The 20,181-nt window shown below is 45.4% G+C and carries 17 protein-coding genes and 1 pseudogene; all 18 read right to left on the reverse strand.

Annotated elements, in window-relative coordinates:
- Positions 1-67: 67 nt before the first annotated feature.
- Positions 68-568: a (2Fe-2S)-binding protein gene (locus GQY27_RS02060; protein ID WP_201450660.1), complete on the reverse strand. Its 501-nt coding sequence runs from the start codon at positions 566-568 to the stop codon at positions 68-70.
- On the reverse strand, positions 565-2,925 hold the full coding sequence (pucD, locus tag GQY27_RS02065; protein WP_160031843.1) for a xanthine dehydrogenase subunit D: 2,361 nt from the start codon (positions 2,923-2,925) through the stop codon (positions 565-567). The genes GQY27_RS02060 and pucD overlap by 4 nt, the downstream gene beginning before the upstream one ends.
- 30 nt (positions 2,926-2,955) lie before the next feature.
- Positions 2,956-3,864, reverse strand: coding sequence for an FAD binding domain-containing protein (locus GQY27_RS02070; RefSeq protein WP_236570456.1), 909 nt, complete (start codon positions 3,862-3,864; stop codon positions 2,956-2,958).
- 64 nt (positions 3,865-3,928) lie between these two features.
- On the reverse strand, positions 3,929-4,549 hold the full coding sequence (locus GQY27_RS02075; protein WP_160031845.1) for a nucleotidyltransferase family protein: 621 nt from the start codon (positions 4,547-4,549) through the stop codon (positions 3,929-3,931).
- On the reverse strand, positions 4,497-5,516 hold the full coding sequence (locus tag GQY27_RS02080; RefSeq protein ID WP_160031846.1) for an XdhC family protein: 1,020 nt from the start codon (positions 5,514-5,516) through the stop codon (positions 4,497-4,499). Before GQY27_RS02080 ends, GQY27_RS02075 begins: the two co-directional genes overlap by 53 nt.
- 112 nt (positions 5,517-5,628) lie before the next feature.
- Positions 5,629-6,963, reverse strand: a complete 1,335-nt coding sequence (locus GQY27_RS02085) for a 5'-deoxyadenosine deaminase (protein WP_160031847.1) — start codon at positions 6,961-6,963, stop codon at positions 5,629-5,631.
- A gap of 46 nt (positions 6,964-7,009) precedes the next feature.
- Positions 7,010-8,605 (reverse strand): gamma-glutamyltransferase, encoded by a 1,596-nt coding sequence (gene ggt / locus GQY27_RS02090; RefSeq protein ID WP_160031848.1) that lies wholly within the window; start codon positions 8,603-8,605, stop codon positions 7,010-7,012.
- Positions 8,599-9,852, reverse strand: coding sequence for a (S)-ureidoglycine--glyoxylate transaminase (gene pucG / locus GQY27_RS02095; protein ID WP_160031849.1), 1,254 nt, complete (start codon positions 9,850-9,852; stop codon positions 8,599-8,601). Before pucG ends, ggt begins: the two co-directional genes overlap by 7 nt.
- A complete protein-coding gene (locus GQY27_RS02100; protein ID WP_160031850.1) occupies positions 9,839-11,146 on the reverse strand; it encodes a M20 family metallo-hydrolase in 1,308 nt (435 codons plus the stop codon). The genes pucG and GQY27_RS02100 overlap by 14 nt, the downstream gene beginning before the upstream one ends.
- Positions 11,139-12,548 (reverse strand): allantoinase AllB, encoded by a 1,410-nt coding sequence (allB, locus tag GQY27_RS02105; protein WP_160031851.1) that lies wholly within the window; start codon positions 12,546-12,548, stop codon positions 11,139-11,141. The genes GQY27_RS02100 and allB overlap by 8 nt, the downstream gene beginning before the upstream one ends.
- A 43-nt stretch (positions 12,549-12,591) precedes the next feature.
- The gene (gene uraH, locus GQY27_RS02110; protein ID WP_160031852.1) at positions 12,592-12,957 is read right to left on the reverse strand and encodes a hydroxyisourate hydrolase; all 366 of its coding nucleotides are present in this window, start codon (positions 12,955-12,957) and stop codon (positions 12,592-12,594) included.
- Position 12,958: 1 nt separating this feature from the next.
- Positions 12,959-13,945, reverse strand: coding sequence for a factor-independent urate hydroxylase (pucL, locus tag GQY27_RS02115; protein WP_236570438.1), 987 nt, complete (start codon positions 13,943-13,945; stop codon positions 12,959-12,961).
- Positions 13,946-14,485 (reverse strand): 2-oxo-4-hydroxy-4-carboxy-5-ureidoimidazoline decarboxylase, encoded by a 540-nt coding sequence (gene uraD, locus GQY27_RS21620; RefSeq protein WP_328802937.1) that lies wholly within the window; start codon positions 14,483-14,485, stop codon positions 13,946-13,948.
- Positions 14,486-14,598: 113 nt separating this feature from the next.
- Positions 14,599-16,230, reverse strand: coding sequence for a PucR family transcriptional regulator (locus GQY27_RS02120; RefSeq protein WP_160031853.1), 1,632 nt, complete (start codon positions 16,228-16,230; stop codon positions 14,599-14,601).
- 267 nt (positions 16,231-16,497) lie between these two features.
- Positions 16,498-16,972, reverse strand: a pseudogene (locus GQY27_RS02125) (DMT family transporter).
- A gap of 39 nt (positions 16,973-17,011) precedes the next feature.
- A complete protein-coding gene (locus GQY27_RS02130; protein ID WP_160032037.1) occupies positions 17,012-17,434 on the reverse strand; it encodes a DMT family transporter in 423 nt (140 codons plus the stop codon).
- 215 nt (positions 17,435-17,649) lie between these two features.
- Positions 17,650-19,038 carry a class II fumarate hydratase gene (gene fumC / locus GQY27_RS02135; RefSeq protein WP_160031854.1) on the reverse strand — a complete coding sequence of 463 codons (1,389 nt, stop codon included), beginning with the start codon at positions 19,036-19,038 and terminating at the stop codon, positions 17,650-17,652.
- A 92-nt stretch (positions 19,039-19,130) separates the two neighbouring features.
- Positions 19,131-20,144: an aldose 1-epimerase gene (locus tag GQY27_RS02140; protein ID WP_160031855.1), complete on the reverse strand. Its 1,014-nt coding sequence runs from the start codon at positions 20,142-20,144 to the stop codon at positions 19,131-19,133.
- Positions 20,145-20,181 lie beyond the last annotated feature (37 nt).

The following is a 20,181-nucleotide window of genomic DNA, read 5'->3' on the forward strand; positions in this document are numbered from 1 at the left end:
TCCTTATGGATCGGGGCTTCTTCATTTTTTTGGATGATTTTTCATCTGTTCTCTTTTCTGCTCTCGTTTATTCTTGTTCATCTCTGGATGCAGCTGCTGCTTGCTGTACTGCACGGATGATTCCTCCATAACCAGTACAGCGGCAAAGATTACCGCAAAGTGCTTTTTCGATCTCCTCGGTCGAAGGATTAGGATGATGCTCCAGTAAATTTGCGGTACTAAGAATCATCCCTGGTGTACAATACCCGCACTGAAAACCGCCTTCCTCAATAAAAGCTTGCTGAACCGGATGCAGATCCGTCTCGTTAGAAGGAGCAAGCCCTTCAATGGTCTGAATCTCCTGCCCGTTACATTGATAGGCCATGAGCAGACAGGAATTCACCGGTTCCCCGCCAAGTAATATCATACAAGCCCCGCACCTGCCAATTTCACAAGAGATTTTGGTACCTGTCAGCAGTAGACGATCTCTAAGAATCGTCACCATTCGCTCCGTCGCAGGCACCTCCATCTCCACCTGCTTCCCGTTGATTGTGCCATTCCAGTTCATATGCGCTCTGCCCTCTGTCATGGATTAACCCCTTCTTTCCATTCAGAATGCAGCGGAATCGTAAGCTGCTCTCTATTAATCGGCAATTTATTCAGCCAAATCCCCGTTGCTTGGTGAACTGCCGATACAATGGCCGGAGCAAGTGCCACGGAACCGATCTCACCAATGCCTCTAGGTCCAAAAGGATCATTTTCAGGTAAGTTTTCAAGCGCTTCCACCGTAATTTTTCGCTGCATATCCTGAAAAGTAGGAATCAAATAGGTATCCAGATTGGTCGTTACATACATGCTATGATCCATTATTGCATCCTCCATTAAGGTGAAGCCGAGTGCCATCCCGCTTCCTCCCTCAATCTGGCCTATATAACCCATCGGATTTATGACTGGACCTGCGGCCACGATATGTTTAATTTCTTCTACTTTAACTTCACCTGTCAGCGTGTTGACTTCCACTTCCGCAATTACCGCTGCATAGGTATAGAGAAAATGTCCGCCCATTACTTCATCCGGCGTAGTTGGATATTGAAATTTTGTATCAAAGGTAAGTTCGTCTTCCGAAGCAAGGTTCGCGATTTCCAAGTAAGATAACACTTTCTTCTCTTGTTCATTTGAATCCGGATTACGGCTTCTGTGCCAAATCCCACCCGCTCCAGTAACTAACTCAGATGCAGGCAGCCCGGTTGCCTGCGCACAAAGTTCTATCAAAGTGTCGGTAAAAGGGATTTTCAAGCGCTGTAAAGCCATCCAAGCCATCGTTGTGGACCGTGAAGCGGTACTTGAACCGCTGTGCGGAACCCGGTCTGTATCTCCAATTACAATCTCTATGTCTTCCGGGGTGCAACGGAAAATATCGCATAACATGATCTCCAGCGTAGACACAAGTCCTTGCCCGAACTCTTCATAACTAAAAGCAGCTTCGATTTTTCCTGAAGCATTCAGCTTTAGTCTTCCCCCGGCAGGATCTGGAATCCCGTAACCAAGGCCGGCACCATGCATCGCAAGAGAAGCGCCTATTCCTTTTTTTATCCAAGGTGCTGCTGAAGAGTGTGATAGTGATGCTGACGAAAAATCGATGAAAGAGACAGCCTCTATTCCTTTTGTATCCATTTGTCCTTCTCTTTTCTTCCACAGATCGGAATGATCTACAGCATCCCATACTTCGTACAGTCCATTTGTAGCAAGGATCTGCTGCCCAAGCGGCCCTGGATCTGTGCTGCTCCGCAAATTACGCCGCCGAATCTCCCAGGGATCAATACCAAGTAACGCGGCCGCCCGGTCCATTTGTCCCTCCATTGCAAAGATCGCCTGATTGCCTCCAAATCCACGGAATTCTCCAGATACCCCATTATTCGTATAGACAGACAACCCTTCTACATCCACACTCGGAATTTGGTACGGCCCCATCGAATGCTCTGTTGCAAAATTAAGTACGGGCGCTCCAAGTGTCGCATAAGCTCCTGTATCCGATAAAATACGGACAAGATGAGAAGTCATCAACCCTTCTCTAGTAAAACCCGTCTCCATCTCGATCTTCATCGGATGTCGTTTGAGTCCAGCTCGGACCGATTCCTTACGAGAGTTATGGAATTTAACCGGTCGACCCGTCTTTAACGCCAAAAGTGAACCATATGGCTGAACATTCAGTTCATCCTTCCCGCCGAAAGAACCGCCGATCGGGCTAGATACGACACGAATAGACTCTTCCGGCATATCCAGAATACGGGATAACTGCATCCTATCTTTATACCCGTGCTGTGTCGGTGCATAAACGGTTAATCTACCGCTGTCTTCCGGGACAAATAAACCGCCCTCTGTCTCCATATAGGTGTGCATTTGCCGGGGCGTATAATACACTTCCTTGATAACGAAGTCACTTTTTTGTAGATCGGTTCTTGCATCGCCCCGCTTTACCTCTGTTCTATGCAGTATATTTCCGGCGGGATGCAAAGAAGGCGCCCCTTCTTTAAGAGCAGCCTCAGGAGAACTTATAGGAGACAGCACTTCATAGTCAACATGAATCAGATGAAGTGCCTGTTCGGCAATCTCAGGCGTATCCGCAGCAACCGCGGCAATCGCATCGCCCATATACCTTACAAAATCCTCACAAAATACAGGTTGATCCGGGGTAGCAATGCCAAATCCATTTAGTCCAGGCACATCCTTATGAGTCAGCACCGAATAGACCCCTGGTAAGACCTCTGCAGCGGAGGTATCCACGCTTCTAATTCGGGCATACGGATGATCGCTTCGTTTTACCCGGCCGTAAAGCATACCTGGAAGTGACTTATCAGTAAGATACTGCAGTGTACCCGTTACTTTTTCTCTCCCATCAGGACGTCTGTGCCACTTGCCCCCGCTGGTCTCTTTGTTTAGCAGCATATTCCCCAATCCCTTCTCCAATGAACATGGTTATACGGAGTACCTTGCGGATCTCATACTCTTCCATAATTCAGAAGCAAATAATCCCGCAGCCGCTTGTTTACGGTAAGACTCAGCAGCAAACGCATCGCTAATCGTGACAAATTCATCTTGTACTTGCTTCATTAGTTCAGATAAAGGCAGACTGCTTACAGGAAACTGACGAATCCATTGTTCAGTTTCAAGGAGTCTCATCGCCGTTCCAGCACCTCCTCCTGCGGCCATAGCTAGTGAAGTCCACTCGCCTTGAGCGTTCACTGTTCCCTGAAAAGCGATCGTGACCAGTGCAGGTGTAAAAGCTTCTCTTCTTCCGATTTTTCTAAAGAAAGAGACGGTATGACTTCCCTCCTCGGGTTTCTGCTCAGGCAGTGGGATCCAGATTTCGATGAGAAAATGGTCCGCATTTCGCTGTCCCCTGCGCCATTCTACCAGCCAATCCGTTAGTTTTGTCTCTGCAAGACCTGTGTCTGTCATCCACCTTAAACTTGCCTCATATACGAGCAGCACAGGAATGGAATCTCCCACTCCCGATACGATATTACCGCCAAGCGTAGCCAGACTACGAATCGATGGTGCGGAGATTACGTCAATAGCCTGACTTAGTAAAGGAAAATGAGTTCGAACACTCTCAAGGGCAGCACAGGCATTCAGCTTCATTAATGCCCCGATACGTAATCCGTCCTCTTCTGCAGTACACGCATTCAGCTCTTGTATTTTTGCAAGACTAATCAGGTGCTTTGGCACAGGTGCCGTTCCCATTTCCCACTGTGTTCGTAATAAGGTGGTGCCTGCCGCCCACTGATAATGAGGCGCTACATGATCCGCGATCTTTCTCGCTTCTTCCATACTTTCCGGTTGCCACAACTCGGGATACACAATTCGTTCAGGTCCTATTCCCATATTCACACCCCTTACTTCCCACCTAAGCTGTAACACTATTCGTTCATTTTTCACCTTGGAAAAATCAAGAGAAATCGAGTTCCTTACACGAGTCCATCAGCTCCCCAAGGTAAAGTAATGCATCAGGCGTGTCTGCATCATAGAAGACTTCTTTGTCAAATGAGATTTGTTCTCCTACATAAGCTCGGTTTCGAATGATGGATCTAGCCCCAGTATCCCCTTCGAGCTTAGAAACTACAGAAGAAACCTTGCATGATAGAAGCAGCGGAGGTTTAACTACATCCCCATCTTTCGCTGAGACATAGTGAAGTTCAGGTGCTGATGCGTATGCGGATAGCAGAGCATTGATATGTTCGGTTTGAACCAGCGGCTGATCCGCTAGTAAAATCAGAACACTGTCCATCCCCCTATCTACTGCTTCATTCCATCCGCAGCGAAGCGAATGACTCATTCCAAGCTCAGAATCAGAGCATCTAGTAATGACCAGCCTGTCATTCGCTGAGTTTACGAGCCAGCAAAGCGGATCGTCTGCTCTGACAACCAAGATCACCAAATCAAGATGAGAATGGAGTGCCGCATTCACCGCATAGGAGCCGAGGGGGGCACCGCTCAGCGCAAGATTTATTTTATCCTCACCCATGCGCCGACTTTGACCCGCTGCGAGCACAACTCCTGCTGTCCGCATCGCTGTAAGCCCCCTTCGCGTAATCATGAACTGCTGTTTTATTACGTTTGACAGCAATGAGTTCAGCGGTGATCGCAACCGCTATTTCTTCAGGACCTTCCGATCCTATCGTAAGTCCAACAGGTGCATGCAAGTGAGGGAATGGCGGCAGTCCTTCCAGAAGTCTCGAAGTCCGGGTCCGGGAGCCTAATATACCTAAGTATCGATAAGAGGAATGTTGTAATTGTTCGAGTAATGCTCGTTCCTTGGGGAATTGATGACTCATGAGGAGCAGATAGTCCTGCTCCCTAACCTGAAAAGCGCGTAAGATTTCCTCAGGAAAGCCAGCAACAAGTGCTGCATTAGGGAATCGATTTTCTGTGCATAAAGCTTCCCGCCAATCCGCGATCGTGACACAAAATCCGGTGCTCGCCGCAAGTTTAGCAAGAGTAATGGAATCATCACCTGCCCCTATAATAAGAAGTCTTGGTTTAGGGTGATAAGTATGAACATATACTCCTTGAGCTATATCATTCTCGGCGCTAAACGAATTCTCACTTTTCTCAATATCGCGGTGAACCTCCTGCTTCTGCTCGTTCCACTTGCGGCGGATGGTAACGCTATGTCCTTGATCCAGATATAATTTCATCTGAGTTAACTTCCATTTCAAATCCTCTACTACAGGCTCCAGCAAAATATGAAGCAACCCGCCGCAGCCAATATTTTCACCCCAAGATAAATCATCTTCGGGTCTCATATCGTAAAGGATGAGCTGAGGTTTGCCAGACCGTCTCACTTCTTCCGCCCGCAAAGCCAGATCCGTTTCAATACAGCCCGGGCTAAGACTTCCGATCATGCTGCCATTTTCCGTGAAGAGCATGGAAACTCCCTCCTTACGGTATGCATGACCTTCTACATATACAGCCGTAGCCAAGACGAGTTGGCTTCCTTCCATCAAAGCTGCTTCGCAAATATCATGCATCTCCATTCGAGTTTCCTCCTTTCTCTTCTCAGCTTTCAACCTGACATTGATAACCAATGTAGAAAAGCGAGCGGCAAACGATGCTCATATGATGGATAAAAGAAGATTTTCCAACCTTTTAGGAAACTTCGTTTATTCGGTTCACCATTCTTTCAATACTGCGATCCGCCTCTCTCAGTACGATGGAACGGTCAATCGTTCGCATTACCCGCTGGTCTAACACGAGCTCCCCATCAATAATGACAGTATCCACATTGCTTCTTGTTGCCGAATAGACAACCCTTGAATAAACATCTACATCGTAAGATGGATAGGTATGAAAATCATCCAAATCCAGCAGAATCACATCTGCTTTCTTGCCTGCTTCAAGACTTCCGATCTCCTTCGCCATACCGAGCACCTCCGCACCGCCCATTGTCGCCATTCGAAGTACCGTCCTGGCATCCATAGCCGTTGGTCCATGCGGTATTTTATGCATGAGAGCCGTAAGTCTCATTTCCTGAAACATATCCAGATTGTTGTTACACGATGCGCCGTCAGCACCAATGCCGACATGAATCTGCCGGTTAAGCAAATCTGGTATTTCCGCGACTCCTGAGGATAACTTCATATTTGAACCTGGGCAGTGCGTTACTTTTACACCGCGCAGACGAATAATCTCTTTCTCTTCTTCACTAAGCCATACACAGTGGGCAAGAATCAGCCTTGGTGTAGCGAGACCAATGTGATCTAGATAAACCACATTACGCATACCGCGCTCATTCTCGACAAGCTCGATTTCTCCTCGATTCTCTGAAGCATGTGTGTGGATTTTTACATGATACTGCGCTGATAAATCCCGTACTTCTGTAAGCAGCTGTTCTGTACAAGAAACAACAAATCTCGGGCAAAAAGCGTACTGAATTCTCCCACCGCCAAAACCATTCCATTTTTCAAGTAAATCAACACTTTGCTGGATAGAATCTGCCGTTGTTTCCTGTAAAGGAAGCGGCACTTCATCTCCATGATCCATCATGACCTTCCCAGAAACCACACGCATACCACTTTGAGCTATTGCCTGAAAAGCAGAGTCCGTATAATGAACGGTCTCCATATCAAGAATGGTCGTTGTACCGCTTGCGATCAGTTCTCCAAGCCCGAGAAGTGCTGAGTAATATACAGATTCCTCATCATGAGCCGCTTCAAGAGGCCAGATCCGCTTACGCAGCCAATCCATGAGTTCTAGATCATCTGCACGTCCCCGAAAAAGCGTCTGGCATAAATGAATATGCGTCTGAATGAATCCAGGAAGCAGCGCTTTTCCCTTGCCGTCAATAACCCGATCAGCGGCTGACTGAATGTTCTTCCCTATTTCTTTTATCTTGTTGCCCTCAATCAGTAAATCACCTATAAATACATCTTCATTTCCATTCATCGTCACGATCTGTGCGCCTTGAATCAATAGTGTACTCATCTTTTAGGAACCTCCCCAGACTGCAACCTTACCACCTGTATAGATGTTACCAGCCTATCGCTGCACCGTCCCCGCGTGGATCAGCCGCTCCGCTAAGTAATCCACTTTGTCCTATAAGAATCCCTTGCGCTTGCCCCATTAAGTCATCCCATTCGCTAAGCGGAATCACTTCATGCCCCATGGCCTGCAATCCTTCGATAACCTCAGCTCCGAACCTTTGCTCAAGCTTCAGTTCATCTCCTTCCACATCCCAGGTACGCCCATATACCCAGCGAGGAAGCGAGATCGCTTCTTGAACCGTGTAGCCATAGTCCAGCACTGCAGTCAGAATGGATAACTGCGTCTGAGGTTGGCCTTCCCCGCCCTGCGTCCCCAGAAGCAGATATGGTTTTCCGTCTTTTAGTACCATGCCTGGCATCAACGTGTGAAAGGTTCGTTTGCGCGGTTCGAGTACATTTGGGGAATCTGAATCAAGCGAAAAAAAGGAGCCTCTATTTTGAAGGATAATCCCTGTGTTTTCAGGGACATAAGCAGAGCCAAAATCATAATATAGGCTTTGAATAAAAGAAACGGCATTCCCTTCCCCATCAACGACAGCTGCATAAGCAGTGTCTTGACCCATCGCTTGGGATAGGAAGGGCTGTGCTTTTTCAGGAGAGTCTTCAATCTCCTCCCACAACTGTTTTGCATAGGGTTTAGATAACAAATCACCGATTGGAATTTCACGAAATTCAGGGTCAGTCAAGTAACGATCCCGGTCTCGAAATGATTTTTTAATTACTTCTGTCATGAGGTGATAATACGAAGCAGATAGACGATCTATTGAAGCTACATTTGTATTTTCCAGTATATTTAGCATCATAAGCACAGAGTAGCCTTGAGAGTTCGGGGGCATTTGGTATACTTCATACTCACGGTAATCAACCTTTAACGGAGTGACCCATTCCCCTGTATGATTTTCGAAATCTTCTTTTTGCAGAAATCCACCATCTTGAATTACGGCGTTTGTTATGGCATCTGCTAGGACCCCCTTATAAAAAGCTTCCCTTCCACCACTTTGCAAGATTCGTAGAGAATTTGCCAGATCAAGCTGAATAAAGAGATCCCCTTCAGCAAGCAACTTTCCATCTCGGATATAAATGCTCGATAATCCTTGATCTGCCCGAATATACGCTTCGTCCCGAAGCATCCAGGTATGCACATTACGAGAGATCGGGCATCCTTTTTCTGCATATTCAATGGCTGAATCAAATAACTTCTCCCAAGGCAGGCATCCATATTTCTGCGATATTTCCCACCAAGCATCTACCACACCCGGAACGGTCACTGCACTTAGAACACCTCTCCTTGGGATCGAAGTCAGGTTCATCTGCTCAAACAACTCTTTTGTCAGCGAAGCAGGTGAGCGCCCTGTACCATTGTATCCCCAAAGCTGACTTGACTTCGCATCATACATTAGAAAAAAGGCATCCCCGCCAGGTCCTGTCATATGAGGGTACACCACGCCAAGTGTAATACTGACCGCTATAGAAGCATCATAGGCATTTCCGCCTTGCGCTAAGATCCTTGCACCTGCACTTGTCGCTAAATAGTGGGGGGAAGTGATCATCACTTCCGTACCCATTGGCATTTGATTCAGCATGACACTTCCTCCTTGCTGCTCTCCGCATAGACCGAAAGCGCTGCTTGCACCGCTTCCCCGGCAGGTAGTTTATGCCCTTCGTGAATAAGTACCGCTTCAAGCGCACCTAGTACGTGCAGTACATTTTTACGATTACAGCTGTATCCCATGGTTCCAATTCTCCAGATCTTCCCTTTCAGCGGTCCAAAGGAACTCGCGATTTCTATCCCAAAATCATGAAGCAGTTTATTTCGTACTGCCTCTCCATCCATCCCGACTGGGATATTGATACACGTTACACAAGGAAGTTTACTGTCCTCATTTCCATATAACGAAAGACCCATTGCTTTGATTCCTTGTACAAGCGCCTTTTCATTCAGTTCATGTCTTGCGAAGCGGTCTTCAAGCCCCTCCTGAAGTAGAATACGCAGCCCTTCATGAAGACCGTACAGCATAGAGGTTGCTTCTGTATGATGGTTCAGTCTAGCTGAACTCCAGTAATCCTGAATCTGACTAAGATCGAAATAATTACTTCGGATGGGTACTAAAGATGACTTATGATCCAAACTTGCCGGATCCCGTAGTCCGCGTTCAATTTGTTTTCGAGATCGAAGCTTGGTTTCGATCCGCTGATTATAAGTAATCGGCGCCATGCCGGATGGTACAGAGATGCATTTTTGAGTTCCGCCTATCACCGCATCCATATGCCAAGCATCTGTCTTGACAGGTACACCGCCAATCGTTGCGACCGCATCAACCACAAACAGAATATTCTGTTCCCTGCATTCCCTTCCAATCTCAGCGAGCTGCTGCATCTGACCTGTGGACGTTTCCCCGTGCACCAAGGCAACTATATCCGGCTTATGAGTATGAATCGCTTCGATCACGATCTGCGGATCAAAAATACTTCCCCACTCCGCTTCCATAAATACAACTTCCGCACCGGAGCGCTGGGCAATTTCAACAAGCAAATGTCCAAACCTTCCGAAAATAGGTACCAGCACTTTATCTCCAGGCTGGATGATACTAACGAGAACGGCTTCAATCCCCGATCGAGAAGTTCCATCCACAGGGAAGCTCCATTCATTAGAGGTTTGAAATACATCTCTCAGCATCTCCATGGTTTCGTTCATCAGCATCGTAAACTCAGGATCAAACTGTCCTAATATCGGAAATGACATGGCCCTCAGCACACGTGGATCAACTTCCACCGGCCCGGGTGTCATAATGGTTCGCAGTGATGGGTTTAGCTCTTTATATTTCTTCATCTGTCTTCCCCCTGTAGCCATATTGGTACAGCATTTCTACAAGCACTCTGAACCCTTGATTGATCTCTTCCTCTGAGGTAAATTCCTCAGGATGGTGACTGAGACCCTTCTGACTAGGTACAAATATCATCGCCGCCTTACATACCTCCGCAAAAATCTGTGCATCATGGCCTGCACCGCTCGGCATTTTACGGTAAGAGAAATCAAAGGCTTCACAAGCATTCTGAATCCGCTCGATCCATCCTTCATCCATAGCCACAGGATCTACCGACAAATGCTCCTGCCACTCTGCATGTAAACTGTTACGTGCTGCGGACTCAGATATGATCAGAAGCGTCTCCTCTATAAAACAATCCATAATCCTTTTGTCCGTGTGCCGGATATCCAAAGTGAATACCACTTTTCCAGGAATGACATTCACTGCCCCCGGAAGGAGCTCCATTGTCCCGACAGTGGCTACCAGCGGATCACCATAAGAAAGCGCAAGCTCATGGATTTGAACGATCATCTCAGTTGCACCGATAAGCGCATCTTTTCGGTAATGCATAGGGGTTGTTCCGGCATGATTCGCTTCACCTTCGATCACTACATCAAGCCGTTTCTGTCCAGCAATATCGGTAACGATGCCGATCGAAGCTCCCGTTCTCTCAAGCACAGCCCCTTGTTCAATATGAAGCTCCAGGTATCCATCCGGCTCGAAAGGTCTCTGACGGTACGATGAATTCGGTCCAAATCCACAGATTTCAGCTGCTTCGAGCATACTGATTCCTTCCGCATCTAACAGGCTGCCAGCAGCACTCCAGTCGTTTGTTCCCGTGACACTTCTCGAACCCCAGAAAGCAAATGGGAACCGGCTACCTTCTTCCTCACATAAGGACACCGCTGCAAGTGATCGAACCGGAGGCCCGTATACTTCATTCAGATACAGAAGCGCAGCCATTCCCGCTGCAACACCGAGCGCACCATCGAATTCACCTCCCGAAATCACGGTATCGATATGTGATCCTGTAAACAGCGGCTTATGGCGACTGTTCTCATCTGTACCTTCAAGCAGTGTATATAAATTCCCGGATTGATCAAAGGAAGTAATAAAGCCTTTTTCCTGCATCACATGTTGAAGATACTGCTGTGCTTTCAGCCAGGAAGAGGAATACAAGAGCCTTGTCATTCCGCCTTCCTCGGCTTTTCCGATATTCGCAAGTTCCCTAAGTAATTCATGAAGGAGGTGACAAGAAGCGGAAAATGCAGCTTCTCTGTCTGCTTCGGCACTTTTGATGAGGGAAGGTTCAGACATAAATATCCCCCTCCTCCGCAGCCGCTTTTGACAGCATGGAAGGAATAAACCGACCTTGCTTTTGGTTGGTCAATCCGTGCAGATCGTCATAAATTTGAATCCCCCTGTTAAAAGTCGCTTTGATCTTACATGAGAATGTACGATCTATATAGGGTGATAAAGGGTGACGATATCTGATTTCTTCCTGTGTCAGTGTATACGATTCGTTCAAACTTACAATGACTAAATCAGCATCTTTACCTAGCGCAATCTCTCCCTTACATGAATCCAGTCCAAAACGTCTAGCCGGTTCTGCTGATAGTAAAGAAGCGAGCAGCGGAAGTGGTGCATTTCGCTTCAAATGAGCTTCTTCAAGCATCAAGAGCAACGTACTCTGCGCTCCTGCAATCCCGCCCCACACCTGAAAGAAATTGTCTGTGTCTTTCATGGCAGGAGGACACGGAGAATGATCGGATGCGATGATATCAATACTGCCAGACAGGACAGCTTCCCAAAGCAGATCTTGCTGTTGCTTACTGCGAAGAGGAGGTGCACATTTATAAACGGCACCCTTGTTTACCACATCCTCCTCTGTCAGCACTAAGTAATGAGGACAAGTCTCTACCGTAACATCAAGTCCGCTGCGCTTCGCTTCTGTAATGAGTTCTACCGACCTAGCCGTGCTGATATGAACAAAATGAAGTCTGCAACCTGTTTCTCTGGCGTACATGAGGGCACGAGTCACCGCTTCTGCCTCCGCTTCCGGTGGCCGGGAAGCCAAATAATCTTCTGCCCCTACTCTTCCTTTGGAGATTCGCGCACAGGCAAGTGCATCCGTCATTTCATTGCTTTCAGCATGAAGAGCCAGCACCCCTCCAAGACTTGCAATCACTGACATCCCGCGAATCAGTGCCTTATCATCCGTTCGAGTAAAGATCTCCTCTCCTTCTCCGCCAGGTTCAGACATAAATGCTTTAAATCCTGCCACACCTGATTTGGCAAGAGAACTTAGTTCTGCTTCATTGTTCTTAACAAGCCCACCCCACAAAGCATAATCTACATAGCTTTTTCCGCTCGCAGCCGACAGCTTGCATTCAAAGCCGCGTCTCGTGGTCGTCGGTGGTACACCATTCAGCGGCATATCAATATATGTAGTTATTCCGCCTGCAGCAAGTGCGGCAGAACCGGTCTCAAATCCTTCCCACTCTGCTAGTCCGGGTTCATTAAAATGAACATGCGCATCGACCACACCCGGAAATACAAGCTGATCGTGAGCAGAGTATAGAATAGCTGCTTCATCTGCATCTAACTCAGAAGCGATTGCAGTAATAACACCATCCTGAATGCCGATGTCCACCTTTTCCACACCATGGGGTAAAACAGCACAGCCACCTTGGATGATGACTTCATATTTTTTCGGCATCAGGAGCACTCCTTCTACAATAAGATGACCTGCATACTTGCTATTACGTTCCCCGGTACGTACTATATCCTCCCGGTGCAACAAGTAAAGGAACGTGGTAATGCTCATGAATGCTCGTGATCTTACATCGGAGCGGAATTACATCCCAGATGGTATGTATTCCACTTTCCAATAGAAAAGTCTCAAAATACGCTCTGGCGTGAAAACGAAGTTCATACACCCCTTCTCTCAGGTCATCTTCGAGAAAAGGAGAATCCAAGCGCCCATCTGCATTCGTGAACCGGGCATCTAGCAGAACAGCCTGCTCTACTCCCAGCTCCTCCTGAATCAAGTACAGTTCAACCTTCATATCACTTCCCGGTATCCCACGGCTCGTATCCAGCACATGCGTTGTAAGTTTTCCGCTCATTCTAGACCCTGCCTGCTTGCTGTGCTTCATTCTGCTTTGCTGCTGTCAGATCTTCCCTTGTCATGGAGAAACCTTGAAAACCATAGGGTGGACGCGGTTCTGTGAATACAGATCCCGGACCTTCTAATACTGTTTCGACAATCGTTTCCCAGGTACGGTTATTGGATTCAAAAGATACCTCTGCGAGCTGGCTGAAGTTTTGAAGCATTCGTAGTCCGATGAGGTAGATAAGCGACTGAATGGAAGGAGAATTATTTTCGTGGAATACGGTAGCTGCAATATCACGTATTTGCTCTGCATCGATATAATTACCGCGGGTGTCATCAAGGGCGTCTTCTATGTCTGTGTATTTCCAGTTAATGTTCAAAAAGATGAACAATGGACGGTCAGAGGTCTCCGGAAGTGTCGTATATTCATCTCTTACAAAACCGGAAAAGCTGCTGCCTTTCACTTTAATCAGTCTAAGATTCACTACACCGCTTTGATGCTCTGCCACATTTATGCTACTCTCTTCCCTCTCAAGGACAAATGCAGCACTCGCACTTTCGTTGTGAGAATACTTAAATACAAGATTACTTGCAGCGATTCCACTCGGATCTCCAACTTCAATCTCTTCAAAAGGGACCTGTTCTGCTGACATTCGCACCCCCGTCATTTGCGGGTAGGTTTCAAGGAAAGAACGGCTTGCGTATTCTAGAAAACCTTCCACCGTAGCCCCTGTATACTCCGCAGCATGACGTAATATGAAATTTTTCATAGAGTCTGTTGCTACAATCAGAGAATTATCCCCTTCTGTAAAAGAAGTGATAAATCGTTCTCCTTTGACCGCTACCTTGATATTCATCCCGAACAGCACATTTTCTCTCCCGCGAAAAGAAGATTCAGGAATCACCTTCACACCCGTCAACGGTTTGGCATAGGAACGAAATACCCATACATCCCCTTTTCCGTAATACATCGTTCTTTCTTTAGGCGCTTCGTAAGTCATTCATACCCTCTCCTCTGTCATGTTTTGTTCCATCCAAGACGTAAGACGATACCAACTAATTAGATAAACCTCTTCCAGCGAAGTTTGAAATTCTTCTTCCGGCGTATGCTCCAATCGTTCCTTCAAGGCTTCCCGAATATCTTCGGGTGTTTTTCCCTTCACCGCAATGATAAAAGGAAACCCAAACTTTCCTTTATACCTGTCGTTATCTCTCGAAAGTTCTTGTTGCTCTACGGCAGGCAGCGTACCTAGTCCTGCTCCTTTTTGCTCGTTAACAGAATGCTGGCTCATGGTAAGACGTGATCCAAGATCCGGATGATGACAAAGCAGTGTCATTTTCTTATTGTTATCTGATTGTTCCACTTCTTTGACCATGAAATCATGCATTTGTTCTAAAGAATCAAAAGGCCGTTTGTGGTAAGCTGCTTCAGCAATCCATGATGAATGTTCAAATAGATCACCAAAAGAAGCGATATACCTTTCTTTAGTGAAAGAATTTATATCTTTTAATGTTAGGTTCAGTGAATAACACCTCCTAATCTACGTTTATATTTACATTTTATGTTATTTGGATTTAGTTTTACAATATACATTTTACATATTTGTTATATAAACTAACATATAAGATTTGTTTTGTGTTTAATGCACGTATCCTATTTGGCAAAGTGTGGTTTAGGGGTGGCTTCATTCGTTTCATGAGCCTGTAAATAGTTCCGAAAGGTAAATACAAGTTTGAGTTTGAGAAGATCATTTGATTTTCTGAGGTCCATTTGCAGGAGAGTGCTGATTTTATCCATACGGTAAGTAATTGTGTTACGGTGTACAAACAATTGTTTTGCTGCTTCATTAATGAGTCCGTCATTTTCGATAAATGCTTCAAGCGTGTTCATTAGAATCTGACTCGGATCTCCGCCCTCCGTCTGTAAAGGTTCCAGTACTTTATTGCAGTAATTTTCCATCACAGATTCAGGGACATAACTAAAAAGATAAGCGAATTCGAGCGTTTCAAACTGAAGGGCAACTTCTTTCATTCCAAAACGAGCGGCAAGTGCGCGGGTGTCCAGGCATTCTTGATAAGCTTCACGAAGTGACTTAGGTTCATATTTCATTTTACTGATCCAAAATCTTGGCATGGAGCCACCTGCCGTCTTCCCAGGCTCAATGATATCTTCGAACCGACTGAGAAGAAAACGAGACAATTCTTCACCATAATCTTTTCCGGCAGGACAGGTATAGATCGAGAGAATACCTTCGTCTGTTTTGATATGTGAAGAGTTTGTCAGCTGCATCATCGGGTTATATTGCAGTTCTCGGTGAATCTGTTTCAGTAGTTTCCCATCAGCAAATATTTCGGGTTCCACTGTTGTCAGCACGCATTGATAGTTCCCTTGGAATAGCTGTATCCCATACCCTTCTGAACGTCTCACGAGTTCATCCGCGTTTATCTTCCGCTCCAAATATTGTTTCATCACAAGGCATATTTCATCTTGCAGGGTTGGATTCATATGTTCTCGGTAGGTCATATCCATATCATAAGCAAGAACTTCCGCTGCTTGTTGAAACAGCTCTTCTTCCTCTTTTAGAACATAGGCCCCATCCGTATATATTAGTAAAAAGCCGAAATCTTCATCTTCCTGCGTGATCGGTACACGATAGCAACTGCCATGATCCCATTTCACTCTCTGAAACAAGGGTTTATATGGCCAGCCTTGCTGTACATTCAGGTCCTTCGTCTCTTCACTCGCAAATAATAAATGCCCTCTCGAACCGATCACCGCGATAGGGTAACCTATAATACTAACCAATTTAGCAAACATATCTTTTTTATGATTCTGATGAAGAGCGAAATGCATGAGCTTTTTCTGTTTCTCTACCACAGTTTGCAGTGTTTTTGTATTCCGTTCATATTCAGCCTTAAACAAGGCATTCATTTGGTCGGAAAACGTAAACTGAAAAGGTAATTCGATCAAGGGGAGTCCGAGGTGATTGGCTTCTTCTACAATTTTACTAGGGATCTGCTCCCAGAATCTGCCGAGCTTTATACCGAGGCCCGCGCATCCTCGTTCATATAACTTCCGAAGGAGCATGACTGCATCTTCTTCACTGTCTTTCATCACAAAGGCGGTCGTAAATAGCAGTTCACCGGCTTTAATCCATTCCGCAATATCGGGAGCGTCCATTACATTAACCGATTTAATCACTCTCCCCCCGCCCTGTGCTCCTGCGACCAATTTAGCTTCAGAGAGAGGGTAGATACCTAAAGCTTCATTAACAGTAAGCTGCATGCAAAACACCCTTTCTATACTTAACATGTAATGTAAATTTATCTCCCCATTTGTTAATTATTATAATGTTTACAGCGGGATATGGAATAGAGGAGTCGGATGTTTATTTGCATTTATGTTCTACTGCTCGCTTCTAATGGATTTCACTTTCTGATTACGCAAAAAAACACAACCTTTCGCTCTTATGCGAAAAATCGTGTTTTTGATTCCTACATTCTGCTTTCCTGATTACTACATTCGCTTTCCTGATTACTACATTCTGCTTTCCTATTTACTCTGTTTTGGTGAATTCCGTACTTGGCTTAAACGTTCTCCATACTTAAAGACAAGAATTCCCCCTATAATCACAAGAACGCCAATTAATTTATTCATTGTAAGCTCAATCTTCTCTAGTCCAAAAAAGCCAAGGGAATCCCATAAATAACGCAAAACTAAGCTGAGACGTCAGCACAATGGATGTCGAAAACGTAGGTCCGAGAAACTTGATGCCCTGCATCAAACTAAATACCACACCTACCCCGATGGCTCCGCTGATCCAGTACCAACCCTTCATATTCTCCAAATGATACCCGCCAGTTCCTTCAACCAGTAAACTTATTGTAAGAGAAGCGATTGCTCCAAGTCCTAGCACGATAGTCGTTGTAAGCCAGGAACCTGTATGCTCACCCATTCTACTGTTAAAAACAACCTGCATTGCTACAAACGAGCCTGCTATCAAAGCTATAATAATACCTAATGTCATATCATAACGGTTCCTTTCAAAGTCTAGGATGAATTTGATTCACTTAAGAATAATAACGCCCAAAATCATCATCGCAATCCCAAGCAGCTGAGGAATGGTAATTTTCCGTTTCACTACTCCAAACCAACCATTGATATCTATTAGATAAGTGAGACTCAGCTGGGCAATTAATAGGGCAGATATGGTGAGGGTTACCCCGATTTTTTGGATCGCAGTCACTTCACTAAAAATAATGATTGCTCCCATCAGGCCGCCCGTTATATATAAAGGGTTCACCTTTTTAATCGCACCGAAATTTCCTTCACGCACACACAGCATAATGATTAATGCAATCACAAACCCGGTAGTTTGTGTAATGGCAGCGGCCTGCCAGGTCCCCATATCTTCACTAATTTGAGTGTTCGCGATCCCTTGCAGTGTAATACATGCTCCACCCAAAATGGCAAATAAAATTCCTTTCAATTCGCGTTCTCCCTTCTGTCCGAAAAATCTTGCAGCATTTCTTATCATACAGGCTTCCTAGGAAAAAAGGCAACCACACCACAAAAGGACCAGAAACCTAAAAAGGTTCCTGGTCTATTGGTAGTATAAAGTGTAAGCAAGCTCTCTTACACTATGTTGCTTCTATTTTGTTGCTTCTACTTTTGTTGCTTTTATTCTTGTTGCTGCTATTACGATTATGCTTTTGGAGCAATCATTTTTGATGGATCAACATACTCGGCGAACTGTTCTTCCGTCAAAAGCCCAGAAGCAAGCGCCGCTTCTTTCAAGGTTAAACCGTTCTTATGTGCATGTTTTGCAATCTTCGCTGCATTCTCATAACCGATATGCGGATTGAGCGCCGTAACTAACATGAGGGAATTGTCCAAGTTTTGCTTAATCGCCTCTCTATTCGGCTCAATACCGACAGCACATTTGTCATTAAAGGCACGAATGGAATCTGCAAGCAGCTGCACCGATTGTAAGAAGTTATAGATAATAACCGGTTTAAATACATTCAGTTCAAAGTTACCTTGGCTGGCCGCAAAACCAATGGAAGCATCATTTCCCATTACTTGTGCAACGACCATCGTGAGGGCTTCGCTTTGTGTAGGATTTACTTTTCCTGGCATAATGGAGCTTCCCGGCTCATTTTCTGGTATCGAAATTTCTCCGAGACCACTGCGAGGTCCACTTGCCAGCCAGCGTACGTCATTTGCAATCTTCATGAGATCTGCAGCGAGTGCTTTGACAGCACCATGGGTATAGACCACTTCATCATGACTTGTCAGGGCATGGAACTTATTCACCGCAGAAGTAAAGTTTTTGCCTGTTGCTTTACTAATCTCTTCTGCTGTCATCTCGCCAAACTTAGGATGAGCATTAATTCCCGTACCTACTGCAGTTCCTCCGATCGCAAGCTCTTTCATCGACTCTACACTTGCTGTGATCATGCGCTCGCTTTTGGCAAGCATGGCTTCCCAGCCGCTGATTTCCTGCCCGAGTGTAATCGGAGTTGCATCTTGCAGATGAGTACGACCTATTTTAATGATATCCATAAATTCTTCTGATTTCTGATGGAGCGTTCCTTTTAGCAATTGAATAGCCGGAAGCAATTCATCTTCCACCGCAATAACCCCTGCTACATGAAGTGCTGTAGGGAATGTATCATTAGAGCTCTGTGACATATTCACATGGTCATTCGGGTGAAGGCGCTCTTCCTTGCCTTGTTCAGCAAGCCACTGATTACCGAGATTGGCAATCACTTCATTTGTGTTCATATTGGACTGCGTACCGCTTCCGGTTTGCCATACAACAAGCGGAAAATGATCATCTACCCGTCCAGACAATATTTCATCGGCAGCATAAACAATGGCTGCTGCTTTGTCCTCTGAGAGCTTACCAAGCTGAAGATTGCTTTTAGCAGCACTTTTTTTAAGTATCGCAAAGGCACGAATGACTTCAAGCGGCATTTTTTCCTGACCAATTGGAAAATTCTCTTTACTGCGCTGTGTTTGCGCACCCCATAAACGATCAGCGGGAACTTTCATTTCACCTAGCGTATCTTTCTCAATACGGAATTCCATTTGCAATTCCTCCTTCACCAAATCTTATGGGTTCATACGTTATTTTTCTAAAGAAAAGCTCGCCCAGCCAATCATCTTTGCTGCCCGGCTGACTATAGTGATCTGTTTACCATATACAGACGGCTCACTTGTTCATAGACAAAACCTGGTTCTAGTGCAATAAGTCCGATTTCCTCGTTTGATTTTCCTGTTACATTCGGTGCATTAACGAGATTCATCTGCGGTTCTGGGCAGAAAAATTGATTACTCGCATTGTTGTTCCAAATCATCCAGTGCTTGTATGAAGTACCTACGTCATAAACAAGAGTATCTCCTGTTTTAGTGTTCGTAAGTTCCATGTAGTTACGTCCATTCTGAGGCTCTGAAGTATAGTGATTATCCATGGCTTCAAAATAAGGATTCACTCCTTCTGTCTTTAAGAGTTCTTCCTCTTTAGATAAAGGCTGAATGTTGCCTGTTGGCAAACTTCGACCATTCAGCTCATAACGCTGACCAATCGTTGCTTTGACTTTATAGTCGCAAGCTTCGCTTGTCTCATCAAATGGCGCTTTAATAGCCGTATGAAAAGCTAACAAATTAGGCATGAATTCCTTACCTTCGTTTTTAATAGTCACTTGCTGCTGAAGTCCCAGCTCGCTGAGTGTATAACGAAGACGGATTGTATATTCAAACGGGAGATACTTATAAAATTCATGTCCTTCTCGTACAATCTGTTCGACAACGACAAAGCTCTCCTGCTCATTAGTTCCATAACTTACAACCTGCCACGGTATGTAGTGCATAAATCCATGAAGATGGTTACCTGTTGCTTCTTCATTAATTGGCAGCTGATATACCTTACCGTTCCAAGGAAACTTCCCATCCTCGAATCGATTCGGCGGGAATAATACAGGGATTCCATATACTCCTGGGTTCTCTTTTAATTCCTCTGCATGATCTTCACCCGGTTCTCTCAGATAGCTATGACCTCGCTCTACATCACGAAAAGAAACTAGATTGCCCCCAATTTCCGGGATCATCTTAGCTTCATAAGGACCTGACTTCAAAATAATAGCAGTGTAACTTCCGTAAGTTCCTTCATATGCCTTATTTGTTTCTTGTACCATCGATTCTTACGCCTCCTATATGTAGCGCTTTCATATC

The organism is Paenibacillus sp. An7, from assembly GCF_009870785.1.
GTDB lineage: Bacteria > Bacillota > Bacilli > Paenibacillales > Paenibacillaceae > Paenibacillus.